The sequence below is a fragment of the bacterium genome (genome assembly GCA_022763185.1).
In the GTDB taxonomy this organism is placed as follows: domain Bacteria; phylum Bdellovibrionota_G; class JALEGL01; order JALEGL01; family JALEGL01; genus JALEGL01.
Genome location: JALEGL010000015.1, coordinates 42,448 through 58,196, shown reverse-complemented (window position 1 = coordinate 58,196; position 15,749 = coordinate 42,448). Strand labels below are relative to the sequence as shown.

The 15,749-nt window shown below is 38.4% G+C and carries 16 protein-coding genes; 6 read left to right on the top strand and 10 right to left on the bottom strand.

Annotated elements, in window-relative coordinates; all coding sequences use genetic code 11:
* Positions 1–53 precede the first annotated feature (53 nt).
* The 4 genes from MRY82_09855 to MRY82_09840 form a co-directional block, all read right to left on the bottom strand.
* Positions 54–1,397: a HAMP domain-containing histidine kinase gene (locus MRY82_09855; protein ID MCI5073223.1), complete on the bottom strand. Its 1,344-nt coding sequence runs from the start codon at positions 1,395–1,397 to the stop codon at positions 54–56.
* Positions 1,394–2,077, bottom strand: a complete 684-nt coding sequence (locus tag MRY82_09850; protein MCI5073222.1) for a response regulator transcription factor — start codon at positions 2,075–2,077, stop codon at positions 1,394–1,396. The genes MRY82_09855 and MRY82_09850 overlap by 4 nt, the downstream gene beginning before the upstream one ends.
* Positions 2,078–2,086: 9 nt before the next feature.
* Positions 2,087–2,410 carry a hypothetical protein gene (locus MRY82_09845; protein MCI5073221.1) on the bottom strand — a complete coding sequence of 108 codons (324 nt, stop codon included), beginning with the start codon at positions 2,408–2,410 and terminating at the stop codon, positions 2,087–2,089.
* A gap of 179 nt (positions 2,411–2,589) precedes the next feature.
* A complete protein-coding gene (locus MRY82_09840; protein MCI5073220.1) occupies positions 2,590–3,780 on the bottom strand; it encodes a hypothetical protein in 1,191 nt (396 codons plus the stop codon).
* A gap of 143 nt (positions 3,781–3,923) precedes the next feature.
* Between MRY82_09840 and MRY82_09835 the strand changes: the two genes are divergently transcribed.
* Positions 3,924–4,424, top strand: coding sequence for a hypothetical protein (locus tag MRY82_09835; GenBank protein ID MCI5073219.1), 501 nt, complete (start codon positions 3,924–3,926; stop codon positions 4,422–4,424).
* 19 nt (positions 4,425–4,443) lie between these two features.
* Here the strand turns inward: MRY82_09835 and MRY82_09830 are convergent, their stop codons facing one another.
* Both MRY82_09830 and MRY82_09825 read right to left on the bottom strand, forming a co-directional pair.
* Positions 4,444–5,331 (bottom strand): DMT family transporter, encoded by an 888-nt coding sequence (locus MRY82_09830; GenBank protein MCI5073218.1) that lies wholly within the window; start codon positions 5,329–5,331, stop codon positions 4,444–4,446.
* Positions 5,332–5,342: 11 nt separating this feature from the next.
* A complete protein-coding gene (locus MRY82_09825; protein MCI5073217.1) occupies positions 5,343–6,134 on the bottom strand; it encodes a nucleoside phosphorylase in 792 nt (263 codons plus the stop codon).
* A gap of 66 nt (positions 6,135–6,200) precedes the next feature.
* Between MRY82_09825 and MRY82_09820 the strand changes: the two genes are divergently transcribed.
* The gene (locus MRY82_09820; protein MCI5073216.1) at positions 6,201–6,743 is read left to right on the top strand and encodes a hypothetical protein; all 543 of its coding nucleotides are present in this window, start codon (positions 6,201–6,203) and stop codon (positions 6,741–6,743) included.
* A gap of 134 nt (positions 6,744–6,877) precedes the next feature.
* A complete protein-coding gene (locus MRY82_09815; protein MCI5073215.1) occupies positions 6,878–7,117 on the top strand; it encodes a hypothetical protein in 240 nt (79 codons plus the stop codon).
* Positions 7,118–7,137: 20 nt separating this feature from the next.
* Here MRY82_09815 and MRY82_09810 read toward each other — a convergent pair whose 3' ends face one another.
* The 4 genes from MRY82_09810 to lon all read right to left on the bottom strand — a co-directional run bounded on the left by MRY82_09810 (position 7,138) and on the right by lon (position 12,463).
* The gene (locus MRY82_09810; GenBank protein MCI5073214.1) at positions 7,138–7,566 is read right to left on the bottom strand and encodes a PilZ domain-containing protein; all 429 of its coding nucleotides are present in this window, start codon (positions 7,564–7,566) and stop codon (positions 7,138–7,140) included.
* A gap of 14 nt (positions 7,567–7,580) precedes the next feature.
* A complete protein-coding gene (locus MRY82_09805; protein ID MCI5073213.1) occupies positions 7,581–8,819 on the bottom strand; it encodes a hemolysin family protein in 1,239 nt (412 codons plus the stop codon).
* A 23-nt stretch (positions 8,820–8,842) separates the two neighbouring features.
* Positions 8,843–9,880, bottom strand: a complete 1,038-nt coding sequence (locus MRY82_09800) for a hemolysin family protein (GenBank protein MCI5073212.1) — start codon at positions 9,878–9,880, stop codon at positions 8,843–8,845.
* A gap of 129 nt (positions 9,881–10,009) precedes the next feature.
* A complete protein-coding gene (gene lon, locus MRY82_09795) occupies positions 10,010–12,463 on the bottom strand; it encodes an endopeptidase La (GenBank protein MCI5073211.1) in 2,454 nt (817 codons plus the stop codon).
* Positions 12,464–12,671: 208 nt separating this feature from the next.
* On the opposite strand from lon, the gene MRY82_09790 reads away from it, so the two are divergent.
* From MRY82_09790 to MRY82_09780, 3 genes are all read left to right on the top strand, one after another.
* Positions 12,672–13,433: a hypothetical protein gene (locus MRY82_09790; GenBank protein MCI5073210.1), complete on the top strand. Its 762-nt coding sequence runs from the start codon at positions 12,672–12,674 to the stop codon at positions 13,431–13,433.
* A 215-nt stretch (positions 13,434–13,648) separates the two neighbouring features.
* The gene (locus tag MRY82_09785; protein MCI5073209.1) at positions 13,649–14,860 is read left to right on the top strand and encodes a trypsin-like peptidase domain-containing protein; all 1,212 of its coding nucleotides are present in this window, start codon (positions 13,649–13,651) and stop codon (positions 14,858–14,860) included.
* Between the two features lie 256 nt (positions 14,861–15,116).
* A complete protein-coding gene (locus tag MRY82_09780) occupies positions 15,117–15,569 on the top strand; it encodes a hypothetical protein (protein ID MCI5073208.1) in 453 nt (150 codons plus the stop codon).
* The last annotated feature ends 180 nt before the right edge of the window (positions 15,570–15,749 follow it).

Below are 15,749 nucleotides of genomic sequence, written 5' to 3'. Positions count from 1 at the left end.
GCTATACTTGAAGTTTGAACAGTCCTAGATTTTGAATATAGGTCTTCCAAAACTCATAAGGGTAGGTTAATTTTTACTTTGGCTCCCGAATCATTGCTGAGTTTTATGGTTCCCTTGTAACGCTGAACAATTTGTTCACTGATGTATAAGCCTAAGCCAGTTCCCGACGAGTGTTCATCCAAGCGTTTGCCTCTGGCCAGTAAACGCATAGGATCTTCAGTAGGAAAACCTTGGCCATCATCGTGGATAATGAGCTTAAGTGAAGCTTGATCAGGTTTTACGCTGATAGAAATCTGTGTTTGTGCATACTTAAAGGCATTTTCTAAAACGCTGCCCATCAATTCATAAAAGTCATCTGGATGGATAGGATATTCAAGACTAGTGGCCATATCCATTTTAAATTGAACTTCCTTGAAGGATGTTTTTTTTAAAGCATTGGCAACGCGTTCTATGATGGGTTTGAGTTCAACGTTATGAAGAAAAGCAGGTTGATGCTGCTGTTTAAGTAAGGAAAGTTTTCTTTCAATCAAACCGTTGGCATTATCCATTAGTTCTTTAAGCTGTTTTTTCTCTTTTGAAGAAAGCGTATTCAGTAACTCAATTTGACTTTTTAAAGCAGTAAGAGGTGTTTTAAGACTGTGTGCAAGGTCATCTGCCGCTTGTTTGCTGGACAGATTAACATTTTTTTGATGTTCCAAAAGTAAGTTAAGACTTTGGATCATGGAAAGAAGTTCATGGGGTGTAGAGCTCGTATCATCTATATGACTGGCCTTTCCTTGACGAATAGAGTGAATGGCTTTTTCAATTTTTTGAATGGGCGTAAAGCCGGTGTTGATAAAAATATATTGTAAAACAACAAACAAACAGCCCAAAATTAAAATAGCAATCATAGCTCTAAAGCGAAAATAAGCCTGCTGATTTAAAAAGCTTTGTCCGTCTTGCAAAACAGTAAAGGTGATATCATAAGATATTTCATCATCCACTTGCCACTGCATGGGTAAACTAGCAATAAAACGCTTGGTTTGGACAAAGGGGTTTAACTTTTTAAAAAATATTTCTCCCAAACCCAAAGGGCTTTTGGGTAAGTTGTTCAGTTGCGTTGAAGTACTTTGCCAAACAATTTGATTCGAATTGCTTTCTTGAATCAGGGCAATCACCTCACCATTAAAAAAAGCTTCAGGTAATTTTTCTATATCCACTTGAAATACATTTTTTGATCCCAGTTCTGTTGAAGCAATCAATAAATTCAGCAAGGCAGTAGCATTTTGTTTTTGTCCATTTATCTGCGTTTGGTGATGAACCCGTTCAAGAACAACTGTACTAGCTATGATTAGCGCCAAAAGCAGAGCACTGGATAAATACAAAAAACGCCGCCGCAGTGAAAAATTTTGTTTCATGCATTTTGTCGGGGAAGAACCCACTGGTAACCGCTACCGCGAATGGTTTTAATGGGTTTGAGTGTATTATCAGGGTCCAGTTTCTTTCGGAGTCTACGGATAAAGACTTCTAGAACATTACTTTCGTGCATGACATCATCTTCATAGATATGTTCAATTAATTTATCTTTAGCAATCACTTTACCGGCATAGGTCATTAAATAACTAAGCAGCTTAAATTCTTGTGTAGTCAAGCTAACCGCTTGATCATCTGTAAAAACTTGATGTGTGCTCATGTTAAGTTTGATGGGTGGACAATGCAGGGTTTCATCGGTCCATTGCCCCGTTCTTCTTAACAGTGCTCTGATGCGAGCTAAAATTTCTTCAAATTCAAAGGGTTTAACCACATAGTCATCGGCGCCAGCTTCTAAACCTTCCACCTTTTGTTGCCAGTTGCTCCGAGCCGTCAAAATTAAAATCGGTGTTTTACAGCCTTCTTTGCGCGCTTGTTTGATCAGATCAATACCAGACATATTGGGTAAACCCAAATCAACAATTGCAAGGTCTATGGGGTATTCCTGGAGAAGATACAAACCTTCTTCACCATCGCTAGAGACATCAACAGCAAATTTTTCTTTGCGTAAAGCTTCACTTAAGGTGTTCAAAATGGTGATGTCATCTTCAATAATCGCAATACGCATACATACATCCTAATCTCTGATTTCAATGGTTTTAGAAAAAATACGACCACTTTTGCGCAGCTTTACTTTGAAAACATACACGCGCCCCTTTTGGCTCAGCAAACGCGCAGATAATGCCCTGGCTTTATATCTTTGACTTGCTCTAGCTTTAGCCTTTTGTTCTAAGCTATTGACCTTGGAGTTTTTGCGACTGCTTTGGTTTTTAGGCTTAACCAAAAAATTGCCTTGAGCCAACAGTGTGTTGGGCTGATAAAAACGACTTTGCGCAAAGCCGTGACTGTTATTTAAAACAACAGTCGATGCAATCAGTAAGCTATAGAAGCAATGTTTCATATTTATTTTAGTATAATGCATGAAGCTGAACACAAGATTAATCATAACATTAATAAATAAAGTTGTGTACTAAAAGGAAATCATAGTTTGGAATGAAAAGGTGTTTGTTTCAATAAAAAAGCCAGGCCTTGTTAACAAGGACTGGCTTCTTTATCTAAGTGAACTAAGACGACGGTTTTTTAACAGTCAAAGCTTTTTGAAAAATCGCTGGCGGTCACCTCTATGCTGTCTCCTGCGTCACAATGTAAATAAGCTGTAAATGCTCCATCTGCAGTTGAAAGGGCAGTTGTTGATACATTGCTATCTGTGTTTGTTACAGTTACACGGGTATCTCCAGGAACTGAATCATCCTCGCCAACAATGACTTGAAAGTCTTTGGCTTGATCAAAGTTGCGAATATCGGCATCTTCAGAAGCTAGGATACCAACTCTTGGATTGCTGGCATAAACATTGCGGGCCAGTTGAAGAATATCAGAGGCATCATTATCACCCGCTTCATTATCTTCTTCTGTATTTCCTAAAATTACATAGTGCATGAAACACGATCTTTGAGATGGAGATATGGTTGCTGTTCCCCAGTTAAAAGAAAAGTCTTCATCATCTTCTGGATCATATTCTGCTAAAACAGGAACTCCTGGAGCCGAGGGTCCACCAATGACATAGCCGACGCTGGTATCTTCTCCTGGGTCACTGGTAGCAAAATAATATGGAAACGCTAAACTGTCGGTTGTATCTGCAGTACCTTCATTAACGCCATCATCATCAGATCCTAAATCGCTTTCAATTTGGATATCAATATCGGCACTGCTCATTGTAGGGTTAGTCACACAGTCCAAATAGCGTGCAACACCACATGCTGTAGCATCGCCTTGGCAGTCATAACTTGGGAAGACATAAATTTTTCTAACCACTTCTAAACCACCGTCAGTCGTTGCTAAAAGGACCAGTTGGTCGGCATTTCCATCGCCATCAACGTCTTCTAAATAAGCCTGGTCAGTATCATTTTCAGCTCTATAGGGAAAATTTGTTTCCGCATTAAAGGTGTCTTCGGTTAAAATTGTAAATTCGCTGGCATCATCAAAAGCATCATTAATATCATCATTATAGCCGTCTGATATGGCACCAGTAGCTGTTAAATCAAAGAAAAAGCCTGTTGGATCGCCAGTATTAGGCTCAGGGGAATTAGATGCTAAAAATAATAGTTCCTCTTCTTCATCATTACCAAAATCTGTGATGGTTACAGCCCCCAAGTTATTATAGGTACCGGTTTCTAAGATATTGATGGCGGTGATGTTACCGTCTGAATCAGATGAACATGAGGTCATCAAAAACATCAATACAATGCTGAGCATAATTCTGGTTTTTTTCATGATAGTGCAATCCTTTCTAGGTTTTAAGTATATAAGTTATTAATAAATAAAGATTTATTGTACTGATATACTGAAAAATAACAAATTTTTAAACGGTATTTATTATTCATTTTGGGTTCATTTTTTTTTGTTAATTTAAAAGCATGATGAAAATATATAGCCTAAGCCCTAAAAAATTATTAAGCATGATAGTTCTTTTATTATTGGTAATCAGTGCCAGTTCATGCGGTGTTTATATTGAAGATGAAATCTATGAAGAGTATGAATACCTGCCAGACAGTCATTTGCAATTGAGCTTTGTGGTCAGTTGGAATGCGCAGCAAACCTACTACAACAACGATTTAGAATTTGATTTGGTCACCCCTAATTACCAGAGAGTTTCAAGATTCAATGATACTTCTCGTTGTTATTACGATGAGTTTTTTACAGGGTTCATGTTTGATGAAAACAGCATGGTCATTCAATGTGAGCCAGCACTTTTGGGAGACTATGATTTAGAGATACGATCCAATATTGGAAATGCCATTCATGTGAATGTGCAAATTGACCAAAGCTGGGACTATGATTTGCCGTATCCCTTAGAATATGCCAACTTTGATGTTCTTGCCTATGAAACGCTTGTGTATCCTGTTTACATTTACTGAGGGCATTAAAACGATGCATTCAACTTAAGATTAACAGTGTCCCACAAATAGCCAAAGCAATTGAAAGCAGTTTAACTTTGTGCATGGGTTCTTTTAAAAAAATATAGGCCAAGACAATGGTAAAAACCGTACTGGTTTGGTTGAGTAAAGCGGCTTTGCTGGCTTGAGTGTATTTAAAACCTGCAATCCATAAAATATAAGATAAGTAAGATCCCATCAGTGCCGCAGGAATAAAAGTTTTTCCACCCTGGGAAAAAAGATTTTTGGTTAAAGCAAGACTTTGTTTTTTGTATCGAACCAGGCTTTGAAAAATCAAAAACAACAAGCCTCCCAAAATTCGAATACAGGCACTTTGTAAAACGCTGTAAATTTCAAGAACGGGTTTAATTAGGGTTATAGAAATCGCCATCAAGCCCATGGCCAAGCAGCCATAAAAAATTCCTTTCTTCATGGCTTCTTTACTGACACTCAGGCTTTGTTTACTTAAAACCGGTAAGGCCAGACTTAATAAAATAAATGTTCCTCCCACAAAAAACATGGCGTCCAGTTGTTCCAATAAAATAGCCCAGGCAAAAAACACGACAAAAGGGCTGTACAAGCATTCGATTAAGGCAATCCAGCCAGCACCAACATATTGCAAGCTTTTGAAAAAATAAGTGTCCGCTAGGCCAATACCAACAATCCCACTAAGCAGTAGATAAATAAAATGACTGCGTGGCATAGGGCTAAGCATGTTATGCATAAAAATTAAGGTGACGATAAGTGCAACAAAGGCCACCATGTTTTTGCCCAAATTCATGATGATGGCAGCGTGATCGTCACTGACTTTTTTAAATAATATAACCGAGCTTGCCCAAGTTAAGGCTGTGGACAAAGCAAAAATTTCACCCAGATAAGGATTAAGCATGCAGCGATAACCTATTGAACTTTCTCTTGTTGGGCCAAATCAAGCATGGTGTTTAAAGCAACCTCAATACAGTTTTTTTCTACTTGTGTGCGAGACGCATCATCCAAAAAAGTATTGCTGGAGCGGTTGGCATAAGCGGCACAAATTGCGCCAGCTTTTAAACCTTTAAGATGCGCTAAAGTGAATAAGGTAGAGGTTTCCATTTCAAAATTACTGACCTTCCATTGTTTGAGTTGCTCGGTGCTGTAGGTTTGAGCTTGGGGCAGACCATTAACAGAACGACCTTGCGCCCCATAAAATCCACTGGCACTGGCGGTAATGCCAACATGATAAGTCAGCTTTAATTTTTGTGCTTGCTGCTCTAAGGCTTTGCATATTTCATAATTGGCCACAGCAGGAAAAGCATTGGGAACAAAATATTGAGAGGTGTCTTCCATGCGCATCGAGGCTTGAGAAATAATTAAATCACCGGGTTTGATGTGTTCCAAAATAGCACCGCTGCTGCCACAGCGGATAAAGGTTGGTGCTTGCGTAATTTGGCAAGCTTCAATGACAGCTATTTCCATACTGGCCGGACCAATGCCGGTAGACATCACGCTGATTCTGACGCCATTGAGTTTACCCGTATAAGAATGGTACTCTCTATGCTGCGCTTCAAATTCAATGCTGTCAAAATGCTGGGCAATTTTTTGACTTCTTGCAGGATCGCCGACCAAAATAATATATTCAGCCAAATCGCCTTTTTTGCAATCAATGTGATACTCTTTACCTTGAGCTGAAACAATATGGTTGGCATTGGACATAATAAAAGATTTAACTCAAAACCCATAGGCAGGCAAATTCAATTGTGTTTGTCTGGGCTTTTGTTTATGTTTATTTTTGTTTATGGGGTCAATAAAGTAAGCGCAGAGGAAAAACTTGTCGTTAAACCAGAGCTTACGATGAGTAAGCATCAGGGCACTTACCATATTAAAACCAAAACAGACTATTCTTTTGAGCAAGCTCAAATATGGCAACTGCTTAAGCAGTATTCTAGCCTGCGATATTTGTTACCAAGGGTTAAAAAAAGTCAGGTTGTGTGGGAAAAAGACGCATCAGCCTTGGTGTATCTTCTTATTGATAGCCCATGGCCATGGCAAGATATCTGGACACAGGTTAAAGTAACGCAGGATCTAAACAATCACATGTTTCAATGGCAACAACAAGAGGGCAAACTTGAGGTTTTTTCAGGCAAAGCGTGGGTGTTACCAACCAATAACAATAAAAAACATACTACATTTCACACAGAATTTAAGCTAAATATGGGCAATAACATACCCAAACTATTGCAATCATGGGCCTTGCGCTACTACATTCCTAAAATATTAAAACAGCTTGCCAATAAAACTCAGGCAAAAGGTAAGCAAAGGTAGCTGGTACCTTTGGGTACCTTGAGATGAAGACATGTACAAAATTGAAGTACAGTAGTTTGTGTTTAGTGTTTTATGCTTTTGATTTGTACGCAAAAAGCAGGTAAAATAGAGATGTGCTGTTTCGAGCTTTAAAGATGTTTATTTTTTTGCTGTTGATGACGTTATCTGTTCATGCATCCTGGCTAAACCAGGCACAACAATCGGCGTCTGCCAATGCTTCGTCAGCTGCGTCACAAAGCTGTGTAAGTGGATTTAATGAAAGTCAAGAACGCAGAGAAAGCAAAAGCTATGATCAAGGTCAAGGCTACAAAAGTAAATGTTCTCCTGGAGAAGCTTGGGGAACGTGTTTAAGGCGTTTGTATTTTGGACGTTAGTAAGAAAAGCCGCTTAATCATTATACGATTTCATCGGCCAAAGACAAGTCTGGCGGATTTTTAAAGTAAGTGTTGATGTGTTGCTGATCTTCTTCTGAAGCAAAAGAAATAATTTTAAAGCCATAACCTTCAGGCGATTCCAGATTGTAATTGTCTTCATCTAAGTTTTTATAATGCCACAGGGGAATGGCGCGTGCTTTATAAACCCAGTTTTCTAAGGGTAAAGGAAAAAGAACTTCCACTTCCTGATTAAGGTTTAAAGTTCTTTCTGTTTCAAAAAAAAATCCGCCTACAGAAAAATTTAAAGCAAAATCAAAAAAATAGTCATGATCACTGATAACGATATCAACCATGGTGTCAAAGGTCAGGCGAGGGTATTGTCTACGTTCTGGACCAGAGTAAGATTTTTTTTTTGAAGCTTGTGTAGACACCTCAAAAGCTTTATCCAAGTCTCATAAGAGAATCAATTTTTTTCTTGGTCTTGGTCAGAACGGGTAACAATTTTGATGGTTTCAATGGATTTTTTTGTGGCTTCTTCAATGATAAAGCGCATGGATAAGTCTTCAATGCTGGCCCCTTGGTTGGGGATACGTCTGAATTTTTGAATCAAATACCCTCCCAGAGTTTCGTATTCCCCCAAAGGAATTTGATCAGGAATCAATTGATTGATTTCTTCAATACTGATTCTGGCGGAAACCAAAAGACTGTTGCTCCCAACATCAAAAACATGATTTTGACTTTCATCGTGCTCATCTTCAATATCACCAATGATTTCTTCAAGAATATCTTCCATGGTGATCATACCAATGACCCCACCGTATTCATCAACAACCATGGCCAAGTTAATCGCTTGTTTTTGCATATCAATCAGCAGTTTATCAATGCTGATATTATCAGGAATATAAAAGGGTTTACGCATAATTTTGGTAATCAAGCTGTGTTGATTATCTAAATTTAGTAAATCATGATGTGTGAGCCAGCCAACAATATTATCAATACGTTTTCTATACACCGGGATACGACTATGACCATGCTCAGTTAAGGCTTTTTTTGCTTGCAATAAGGTTGAGTTTTCGCTGATAGAAACCATATCCACCAAGGGTATCATGATGTCTTTGCAAATTTTTTCAGAAAAATGAAAGACCCGGTCAATCATTTGTTTTTCCATGGTTTTGGCCAAACCGGTTTCACTTTGTTCAGAGGCTTGAAACAATAGTTCAAGTTCTTCACGGTTAATTAAAGGTGTATGTTTGTTTTTATGAACCCCAAAAATTCTACTAATCCAGTTGACCAGCTTTGAAGTTGTAAAAATAAAAGGGCTGAGTAACCAGGAAAAAAAACGCAATGGAAAAATTAGCTCAAGCGCAATTTTATCAGCAAAGTTTTGAAACAAAGCTTTGGGTAAGACTTCACCAAAGAACAATACCAGAGGGGCTGTAATCAGAATGGTTAAAAATTCATATTGAGAACCAAAGTGTTCAATAACAAATAATGTGGCAACAACATTCAGTGTAATGGTTGAAAAATTGGTTCCAAGCAATGTTGTACCCAATAACCATTCTGGGTTGGATAAAACCTCATTTAATGCTTTGGCTTTTTTAGAGCCTTTATCCACTAAAAATTTTAAATGAGCGCGGTTAACAGAAACAACCGCAATTTCAGAACCAGAAAAAAAAGCTTCCAGCAGAATACAAACGAACATGATGCTTAAAGTTGCAAAAAGGCTCATTGGTCTTCCTCATCTTCCAAATCACGTTCATCTTTGAGATCACCAAAAATTTCCTCTAAAACATCTTCTAAAGTAACAACCCCTAGAAAGTCTTCTTTATGATCACTACTCACCACCGCAAAATGCATTTTATTGAGTTTGAACAAAGTGAACAGTTCTAGGGCATTGGATTTAGGCTGAATAAATAAGGGTTTACGCATAATGTCTTTTGCACTGACGGAGTCATCAAAGTTTTCTATGCTCAATAAATCTTTGGCGTAGAGTACACCTGACACCGTTTGCTCTGTGCGAGATAAAATAGGAAACCTAGAATAGGCATGGATTTGCAATTCATCAAAAACCTGACTCAATAAGGTGTCTTCATAGAAGTAGGCAATGGTCTCTTTGCTGGTCATGATTTTATTGACCATAATATCATCAAGCTTGAGGACATTATGAATGATAGACTGCTCTTGCGTATCCAGTACTCCCTCTTGAGCACTGGTATCAACCATTGCTCTAAACACGTCTTCACTGATAGAGTCGTGATCTTGCTTTTTTTGTCCAAGCAGTTGCAGTATTTTTTCTGGTGCCCAAACAATTAAGTCTCGGACAGGTCTAATCAAAGAAGAGAATTTTTGTAAGGCTGAAGCATTGAGGCCAGCCAGAATTTCCGGACGTTTGAGCCCGTAGGTTTTAGGAAGCATTTCACCAAAAATTAAAAGAACCGGCAAAACCAGTGCTACAGAAAAAAAAGGCAGCCATGAGGGCGAAACATAAGGTTTTAAAATTTGATAAACAAGTGAAGTTCCAACAATACCAATGGCAGCGTTAACCACCTCATTTCCAATCAATAGGGTAGAAATGAGTTTGGTGGGTTGATCGAGTAAAGCTTTTGCAGCTTTATAGGTTTTTTGACTCTTTGATCTCAGCCGGCGAACACGTAATTTACCCAGACTGAATAAAGCTGATTCTGATCCAGCAAAGAAGGCTGAAAAGGCTAAAAGAAAAATAAATAAAATAAGTTTTAAAATAAAGCTGGAGTCTATGAGCATAACAATGATGGAGGAATTTTAGGTCTAAACAGACGGTAATTGCAAGTTTGAAAGCAAAAGCAAAGGACTTTGTTATAAACAACAAAGCCCTTTACCATAAGCATGCAATGAAAATATTGCTTCATAAACTTAGGCCGTAGCCTGTGGTTTTCTCCGTGAAGTTTTTTTTCTGGCAGTGGTCTTTGGACTTGTTTTTTTCTTTTTGTTATCAAAAACCAAAGCATTTTTAGATTTTGGATTCTTTGAAAAAGCATGCTTTATCACTTCAGTGATATGCGCCACAGGAATGATGGTTACACCTTCCAAATAGGCTGGTGGAATCTCATCCAAGTCTTTGACATTGTGTTGAGGAATTAAAATGGTGGTGATTTTAGCCCGTTTGGCAGCTAAAACTTTTTCACGAATACCGCCAACAGGCATGACACGACCACGCAGGGATATTTCACCGGTCATGGCGACTTTTCTGTTGATGGGTTTTTGCACCAAAGCAGAAATAATGGCTGTAGCCATGGTCACTCCGGCAGAAGGTCCATCTTTTGGAACCGCTCCGGCAGGAACGTGAATGTGAATGTCTTTAGTCTGAAACAGCTTGTCACTGATTTTTAAGTCTTTGGCATTGGCTCTGGCAAAGGTTAAGGCAGCTCTGGCAGACTCTTTCATGACATCACCAAGGTGACCGGTCAAAGTCAACATGCCTTTGCCTTTCATAAGGCTAGACTCCACAAAAAGGATCTCTCCACCCGCTTGTGTCCAGGCTAAGCCCGTGGCCACACCAATTTGACTGTTTTCTTGCTCGGCTTCAGGGATGTATTTAGGAGAACCCAAGTAAGTATGCAGGTTGTCTGCCGTTATTTTGCTTTGACCATCAAAACCTTCTGCTACCTTACGCGCTACTTTTCTACATAAAGAAGCCACTTCTCGCTCAAGGTTACGCAAGCCTGCTTCACGGGTGTATTGGTCAATCACCATGCTTAAGGCCTCATCATTAAGGCTGATATGTTTTTCTTCAATACCGTTTTCTTTGATTTGTTTAGGCAAAATGTAACGTTTACAAATTTCTAGCTTTTCTTGCAAAGTATAGCCAGACAAGTGAATGATTTCCATTCTATCACGCAAAGCTGCTGGAATGGTGTCAATCATGTTGGCAGTGGCAATAAACATCACATTACTCAAATCAAAGGGTAAGTTGAGGTAATGATCTCTAAAGCTGTTGTTTTGTTCTGGGTCTAAAACTTCAAGCAAGGCTGAAGAAGGGTCACCCCTAAAATCTGAGCCCAATTTGTCCACTTCATCCAGAATAAATACCGGATTATTGGTTCCGGCGGCTTTAATGCTCTGAATAATACGGCCAGGCATGGCACCTACATAAGTTCTTCTGTGACCTCTAATTTCCGCCTCATCACGCATACCGCCAAGAGCAATACGGCCAAACTCTCTGCCCATGGCTTTAGCAATTGAACGTCCTAAAGAGGTTTTACCCACGCCAGGAGGGCCTGCAAAACATAAAATAGGTCCGCGCATGCTTTTTTTAAGTTTGGTTACACCCAAAAACTCTAAAATTCTTTCTTTTACTTTTTCTAAGTCAAAGTGATCTTCATCAAGAATTTCTTTGGCTTTGACCAAGTCAATGTTGTCTTTAGAAGATTTTTTCCAAGGTAACTCAACCATCCAGTCTAAGTAAGTTCTAACAATAGAAGCTTCAGCTGCATCTGGGTGCATACCTTCAAGACGACGCAACTGTTTCAAAGACTCTTCATGAACCTCTTTGGGCATTTTTGCCTTTTCAATACGCTCTGAAAGTTCTGCAATTTCTTCGGTTTTTGGGTCACTGTCACCTAGCTCACTTTTGATGGCCCGCAGTTGTTCACGCAAGTAGTACTCACGCTGAATTTTGGTCATCTCGCCGCGAGCTTCGGTTTGAATTTTTTCTTGTACAGAAAGAATATCCAACTCTTTATGCAAAAGGTCCATCACTGCTTGTAAGCGTTGGCCAGGATCGGTCATTTCCAAAATAGGCTGAGCTTCTTCTACTTTTAGTCCCAAATAAGATGAGATCAAATCTGCCAAACGACCGGGATCTTTAACATCATCCAAAACAATCAAAATTTCAGGAGAAAGAATCTTACCGTGCGAGACGATTTTTTCTAACAGTTCTTTAACCGTTCTAATCATGGCTTCAAGTTTAACCCTTTGTGCTTCTACGTCAGGTAGAGGAATGGGGTCAATCTTGGCATAAAAATTAGGGCTCTCTTTGACCACTTTTTTGATCATCGCTCGGCGTACACCCTGCACCAATATTTTAATGCGTCCATCGGGAACCGGGAGCTTATGCATGCGCATGATCATACCCACGCAACCCATTTGATATACGCCATCGGGTGTAACCACTTCCGCTGAAGGATCTTTTTGTGAGCTTAAAAACAATAATCTATCCTTAGATAAAGCAGCTTCAACAGCTTGAATAGAGCTCTCTCTACCCACAAATAAAGGGAGAATAACCGATGGAAAAAGCACCACATCTTTAACCGGTAACAAAGGTAAAACTTCTGGAATAGAAATAGCGTCAATATTTATGTCTTGCATACATGCATCCTTCAAATAAAATTAAGGGTTTATAGATTTCGTATAGTTTTATAATGACATAATCTTATGAAGAACTCTAATTAATTCAGTAAATTGAGATAGATTCATGCTTTTTGCTCGCCATAAGATTGATACACTTAGATAAACTTGTAAAATAACGCAATGCATGGTATAAATCGCGATCATTAATCATGAAGGGAAATGAGTTATGAAAAATTATATTATAAAGTTTAGTTTATTGTTATCAAGTTTGCTTATCTCCAGCAGTCTTTTTGCTGGACAGTGTATTATCCAGAAACAAAATTTAGTGGTTCAAGAGCAACAAGAAGCCAAGAGAATTATGCACAAATATGCTTTTGAAAATGATGGAGATGCACAAATTTTTGATGGCTTAAGTAAGACGGGGTGTCAGGTAAAACTTAGAAATGATGATCGTATCAGTGAGAGTTCATTTGCACGCTTTGTGGCCAAGTTTATTCCAGAAAAAGATGAGTGCGAGCAAAGAAGCCATCATCATGAGCAGGTTTGCACCCACTTAGAAGACATGTACATCTATACCCGTGGTTTTGTTTATTTAGGCTATGACTATAAAGATGAGCCTGAAGTATTAACTTATTATAACTTAAAAGTATGTGGTTTAACTCTTACTGATCAAAATCAATTCAACTATAACTGGTCTTCAAGAGCAAGTTTTGCAGAGAATGTTGATCGAGAAATAACTTTTGTTCATATTGGTTTGGCCGTTCACCAAGAAGTTTATCAAGCTTATCTTGTAAAAAAACAAACCGAAGATGCAAAGTTTAAAATAAACGCCATACATGCCAGAGATGTAGCTAAACTCATGTGTGAAGCATTGGCAGATGAGAAAAGTCAGCGCTTGGGTGAAAACGTCCAGTGGGAAGTGTATTATCCTGGCAACTACTCAAACAATGACAGAAGCATCAAGGGCGGACTTATCTTAAGTGAGTAAAAGCATAGAGTAGAGAGTGAGTACCGATTTTATCGTGCTTTAAATTGAAGGGATAACAAGAGAAAAAACAAGTTCTACCGGCTTAGGTACATGCTTGGCAAAACCAAGCAAAACTCGCTGCAAGGGATTTGTTTTTTCTTAAGTTTTTACGCCGTAAACTTAAAATGCACGATTTGTTTAAGATTTAGAGCGTTTAAATTAGTGAGAATCAAAATATGAAAAAAACAAGCATAAAAAAATTAAAGTTAAGTGTTATTGCTTTGTTATGCTGGACAAGTCTAAGTGCCAAGCCAAACTTATCTTTACCTGTAAACTGTAGTGATGAAAATATTGCCATGGCTGCAAAAAAACTTAATGTTTCCGTGAAAAACTTAAGCAATTTGCTCAGAAATACGGTTGTTACAGTCAAAGTGAATAAAAAGTTTATTTTTTCTAGTGTAGACGCGCAAGTCACGCAAACAGACTGTTCAGGCTTTTTTGTGTTTGATCAGCAACATGTTGCAACAGCGGCACATTGTGTGGTGGGTTCAGATGCTGCAACCATTATACTCAGTGATGGAACAGAAATAGCTGCAAAAAACATTTCTCACAAAAATACAGCGTACGATACCATTATTTTGGAACTTGAAGAGCATGCTTACTCTAATATAAGTCCCATCACACAGGAGCTTAGGCAAACCACGGTGACATTAGATGACACCGTTATGGTTTTACCGGGTTGCCAAGGAGAAGTTCATTTGGATAAGACTGAGCATGTTTTTGCTGTGGGAACTGTAGACCAGTTAAATGGCGGAAATGCTTTAAAGTCTCCGGCATACCTTATAAGTCCTGAATCATATCCCATGGGAGGAAAAAGTGGCGGGTTGGTGATCAGTCAAAACTTACAAGCCATTGGCTTGTTAAGCAGTCAGGGCACAAGCCATTTACCCAAGATATGGCATGATCAAGCCAATGAAAATGAGAAACGCTATATACAAGGAGGTGTGACCTCTATTGTTAATTTGCCGGATCTTGTTGAAGACAAAGTTTACGATAAAAGTTTTGCAGAGTTTTTTGAAGATATAAGAAGCAATCAAGATCCCTATGCCAGTTTCTTTTTGGCCAGTGTTTTAAAGAGCTTTCCCAATACCCATGCTTTGATACGCTCTTTTTATAGTCAAGCAGAAACAGTTGCCAGAGAAAACCGGGAAGCATTTATGTTTCATTGGATAGCAAATTACGCTTACTATGATTTAAAGCACACAGATTCAGCCAAGCACTATTTTGATTTAGCCAATACAATACAAAAAGATCCGCATACACTTTTTCACTTGGCCATGCTTTCACATCTAGAAAAAAATTATGATCAAGCCAAAGCCTATGCTCAACAAGCCGTGGACCTTGACCCAAAGCATTTGGCTGCACAATATTACCTCTCAACGTACTAAAGAAGAAGCAGTGTCATAAAGAGGTTCATAAGGTCTAAAAAATACTTTTAAAAGCAAGAAAAATGATTGAGCGTATAAATGATATTGAATAAACAAATGCCACACAGCAACATCAACTATGCACAGCTACATCATGTCGCTTTGACTTTGAGGCATGCGCTTGCTTAAATCTATAAAATTAATGAAACTTTTGGAGAAGCCTATGAAACAAATCATTTATCTTTGTAGCGTATGTCTTGTACTTTTAGTGACAAGCATGTCTGCGCAAACAAGTCATAAAATCATTGTCTTGGATTCTAACAATCCTGACCAGGCGCAACTTGCTCAAAAATTTAAAAATATAAATATGGGCTACACAGCAGGGCTGAATGAGCTTTTTGATCTAAAAAAAGACCAAATTTTTAAAAAAACGGTGGGTTCCTGGGAAATTAAATCTTCAAAAGCAAAAGAGTGCGGCAACAATGAAAAGTATGGACGAGTATGTTGGGAGCATTTTGTTTTAACACTTGGCGATCAGCAGTCTGATAAAAGTCATGATTTTGCAATTCAAGTCTTGGATAACCGCAGCAACGGCTCTTTAAGTATAAGCTTTGAACCAAAGGCTTTGGACTATTTTTGTTCTAAGGTCATTAGTGACTATGTTCTTGTTGGGCAATCTCGTTACCTTCACCTCATCTACAATGCAAAACTGTATAATAAAGAAGTCTAGTTTATAATTAATCTGACTAATTAGATTTGTTACATTTTATAGCTACTAGGCTGGAAATAAGTTCAGGAGGCATGCAGTGCGACTGGCTTAAGATATCATGCTTAATGTGATTTCCTTTCCAATTTTATCTTGTATAAGAAAAATCAAAAATTAAGAGCCATTAAAAAAGCCTTGAGCACT

Bases quoted from the DNA above. Each gene is read 5' to 3' on its own strand.
- MRY82_09840 (MCI5073220.1), bottom strand. From the start codon at position 3,780: ATGAAAAAAACCAGAATTATGCTCAGCATTGTATTGATGTTTTTGATG.
- MRY82_09800 (MCI5073212.1), bottom strand. From the start codon at position 9,880: ATGCTCATAGACTCCAGCTTTATTTTAAAACTTATTTTATTTATTTTT.
- MRY82_09850 (MCI5073222.1), bottom strand. From the start codon at position 2,077: ATGCGTATTGCGATTATTGAAGATGACATCACCATTTTGAACACCTTA.
- MRY82_09805 (MCI5073213.1), bottom strand. From the start codon at position 8,819: ATGTTCGTTTGTATTCTGCTGGAAGCTTTTTTTTCTGGTTCTGAAATT.
- MRY82_09785 (MCI5073209.1), top strand. From the start codon at position 13,649: ATGAAAAAAACAAGCATAAAAAAATTAAAGTTAAGTGTTATTGCTTTG.
- MRY82_09815 (MCI5073215.1), top strand. From the start codon at position 6,878: ATGTTTATTTTTTTGCTGTTGATGACGTTATCTGTTCATGCATCCTGG.
- MRY82_09845 (MCI5073221.1), bottom strand. From the start codon at position 2,410: ATGAAACATTGCTTCTATAGCTTACTGATTGCATCGACTGTTGTTTTA.
- lon (MCI5073211.1), bottom strand. From the start codon at position 12,463: ATGCAAGACATAAATATTGACGCTATTTCTATTCCAGAAGTTTTACCT.
- MRY82_09855 (MCI5073223.1), bottom strand. From the start codon at position 1,397: ATGAAACAAAATTTTTCACTGCGGCGGCGTTTTTTGTATTTATCCAGT.
- MRY82_09825 (MCI5073217.1), bottom strand. From the start codon at position 6,134: ATGTCCAATGCCAACCATATTGTTTCAGCTCAAGGTAAAGAGTATCAC.
- MRY82_09790 (MCI5073210.1), top strand. From the start codon at position 12,672: ATGAAAAATTATATTATAAAGTTTAGTTTATTGTTATCAAGTTTGCTT.
- MRY82_09780 (MCI5073208.1), top strand. From the start codon at position 15,117: ATGTCTGCGCAAACAAGTCATAAAATCATTGTCTTGGATTCTAACAAT.
- MRY82_09820 (MCI5073216.1), top strand. From the start codon at position 6,201: ATGTTTATTTTTGTTTATGGGGTCAATAAAGTAAGCGCAGAGGAAAAA.
- MRY82_09830 (MCI5073218.1), bottom strand. From the start codon at position 5,331: ATGCTTAATCCTTATCTGGGTGAAATTTTTGCTTTGTCCACAGCCTTA.
- MRY82_09835 (MCI5073219.1), top strand. From the start codon at position 3,924: ATGATGAAAATATATAGCCTAAGCCCTAAAAAATTATTAAGCATGATA.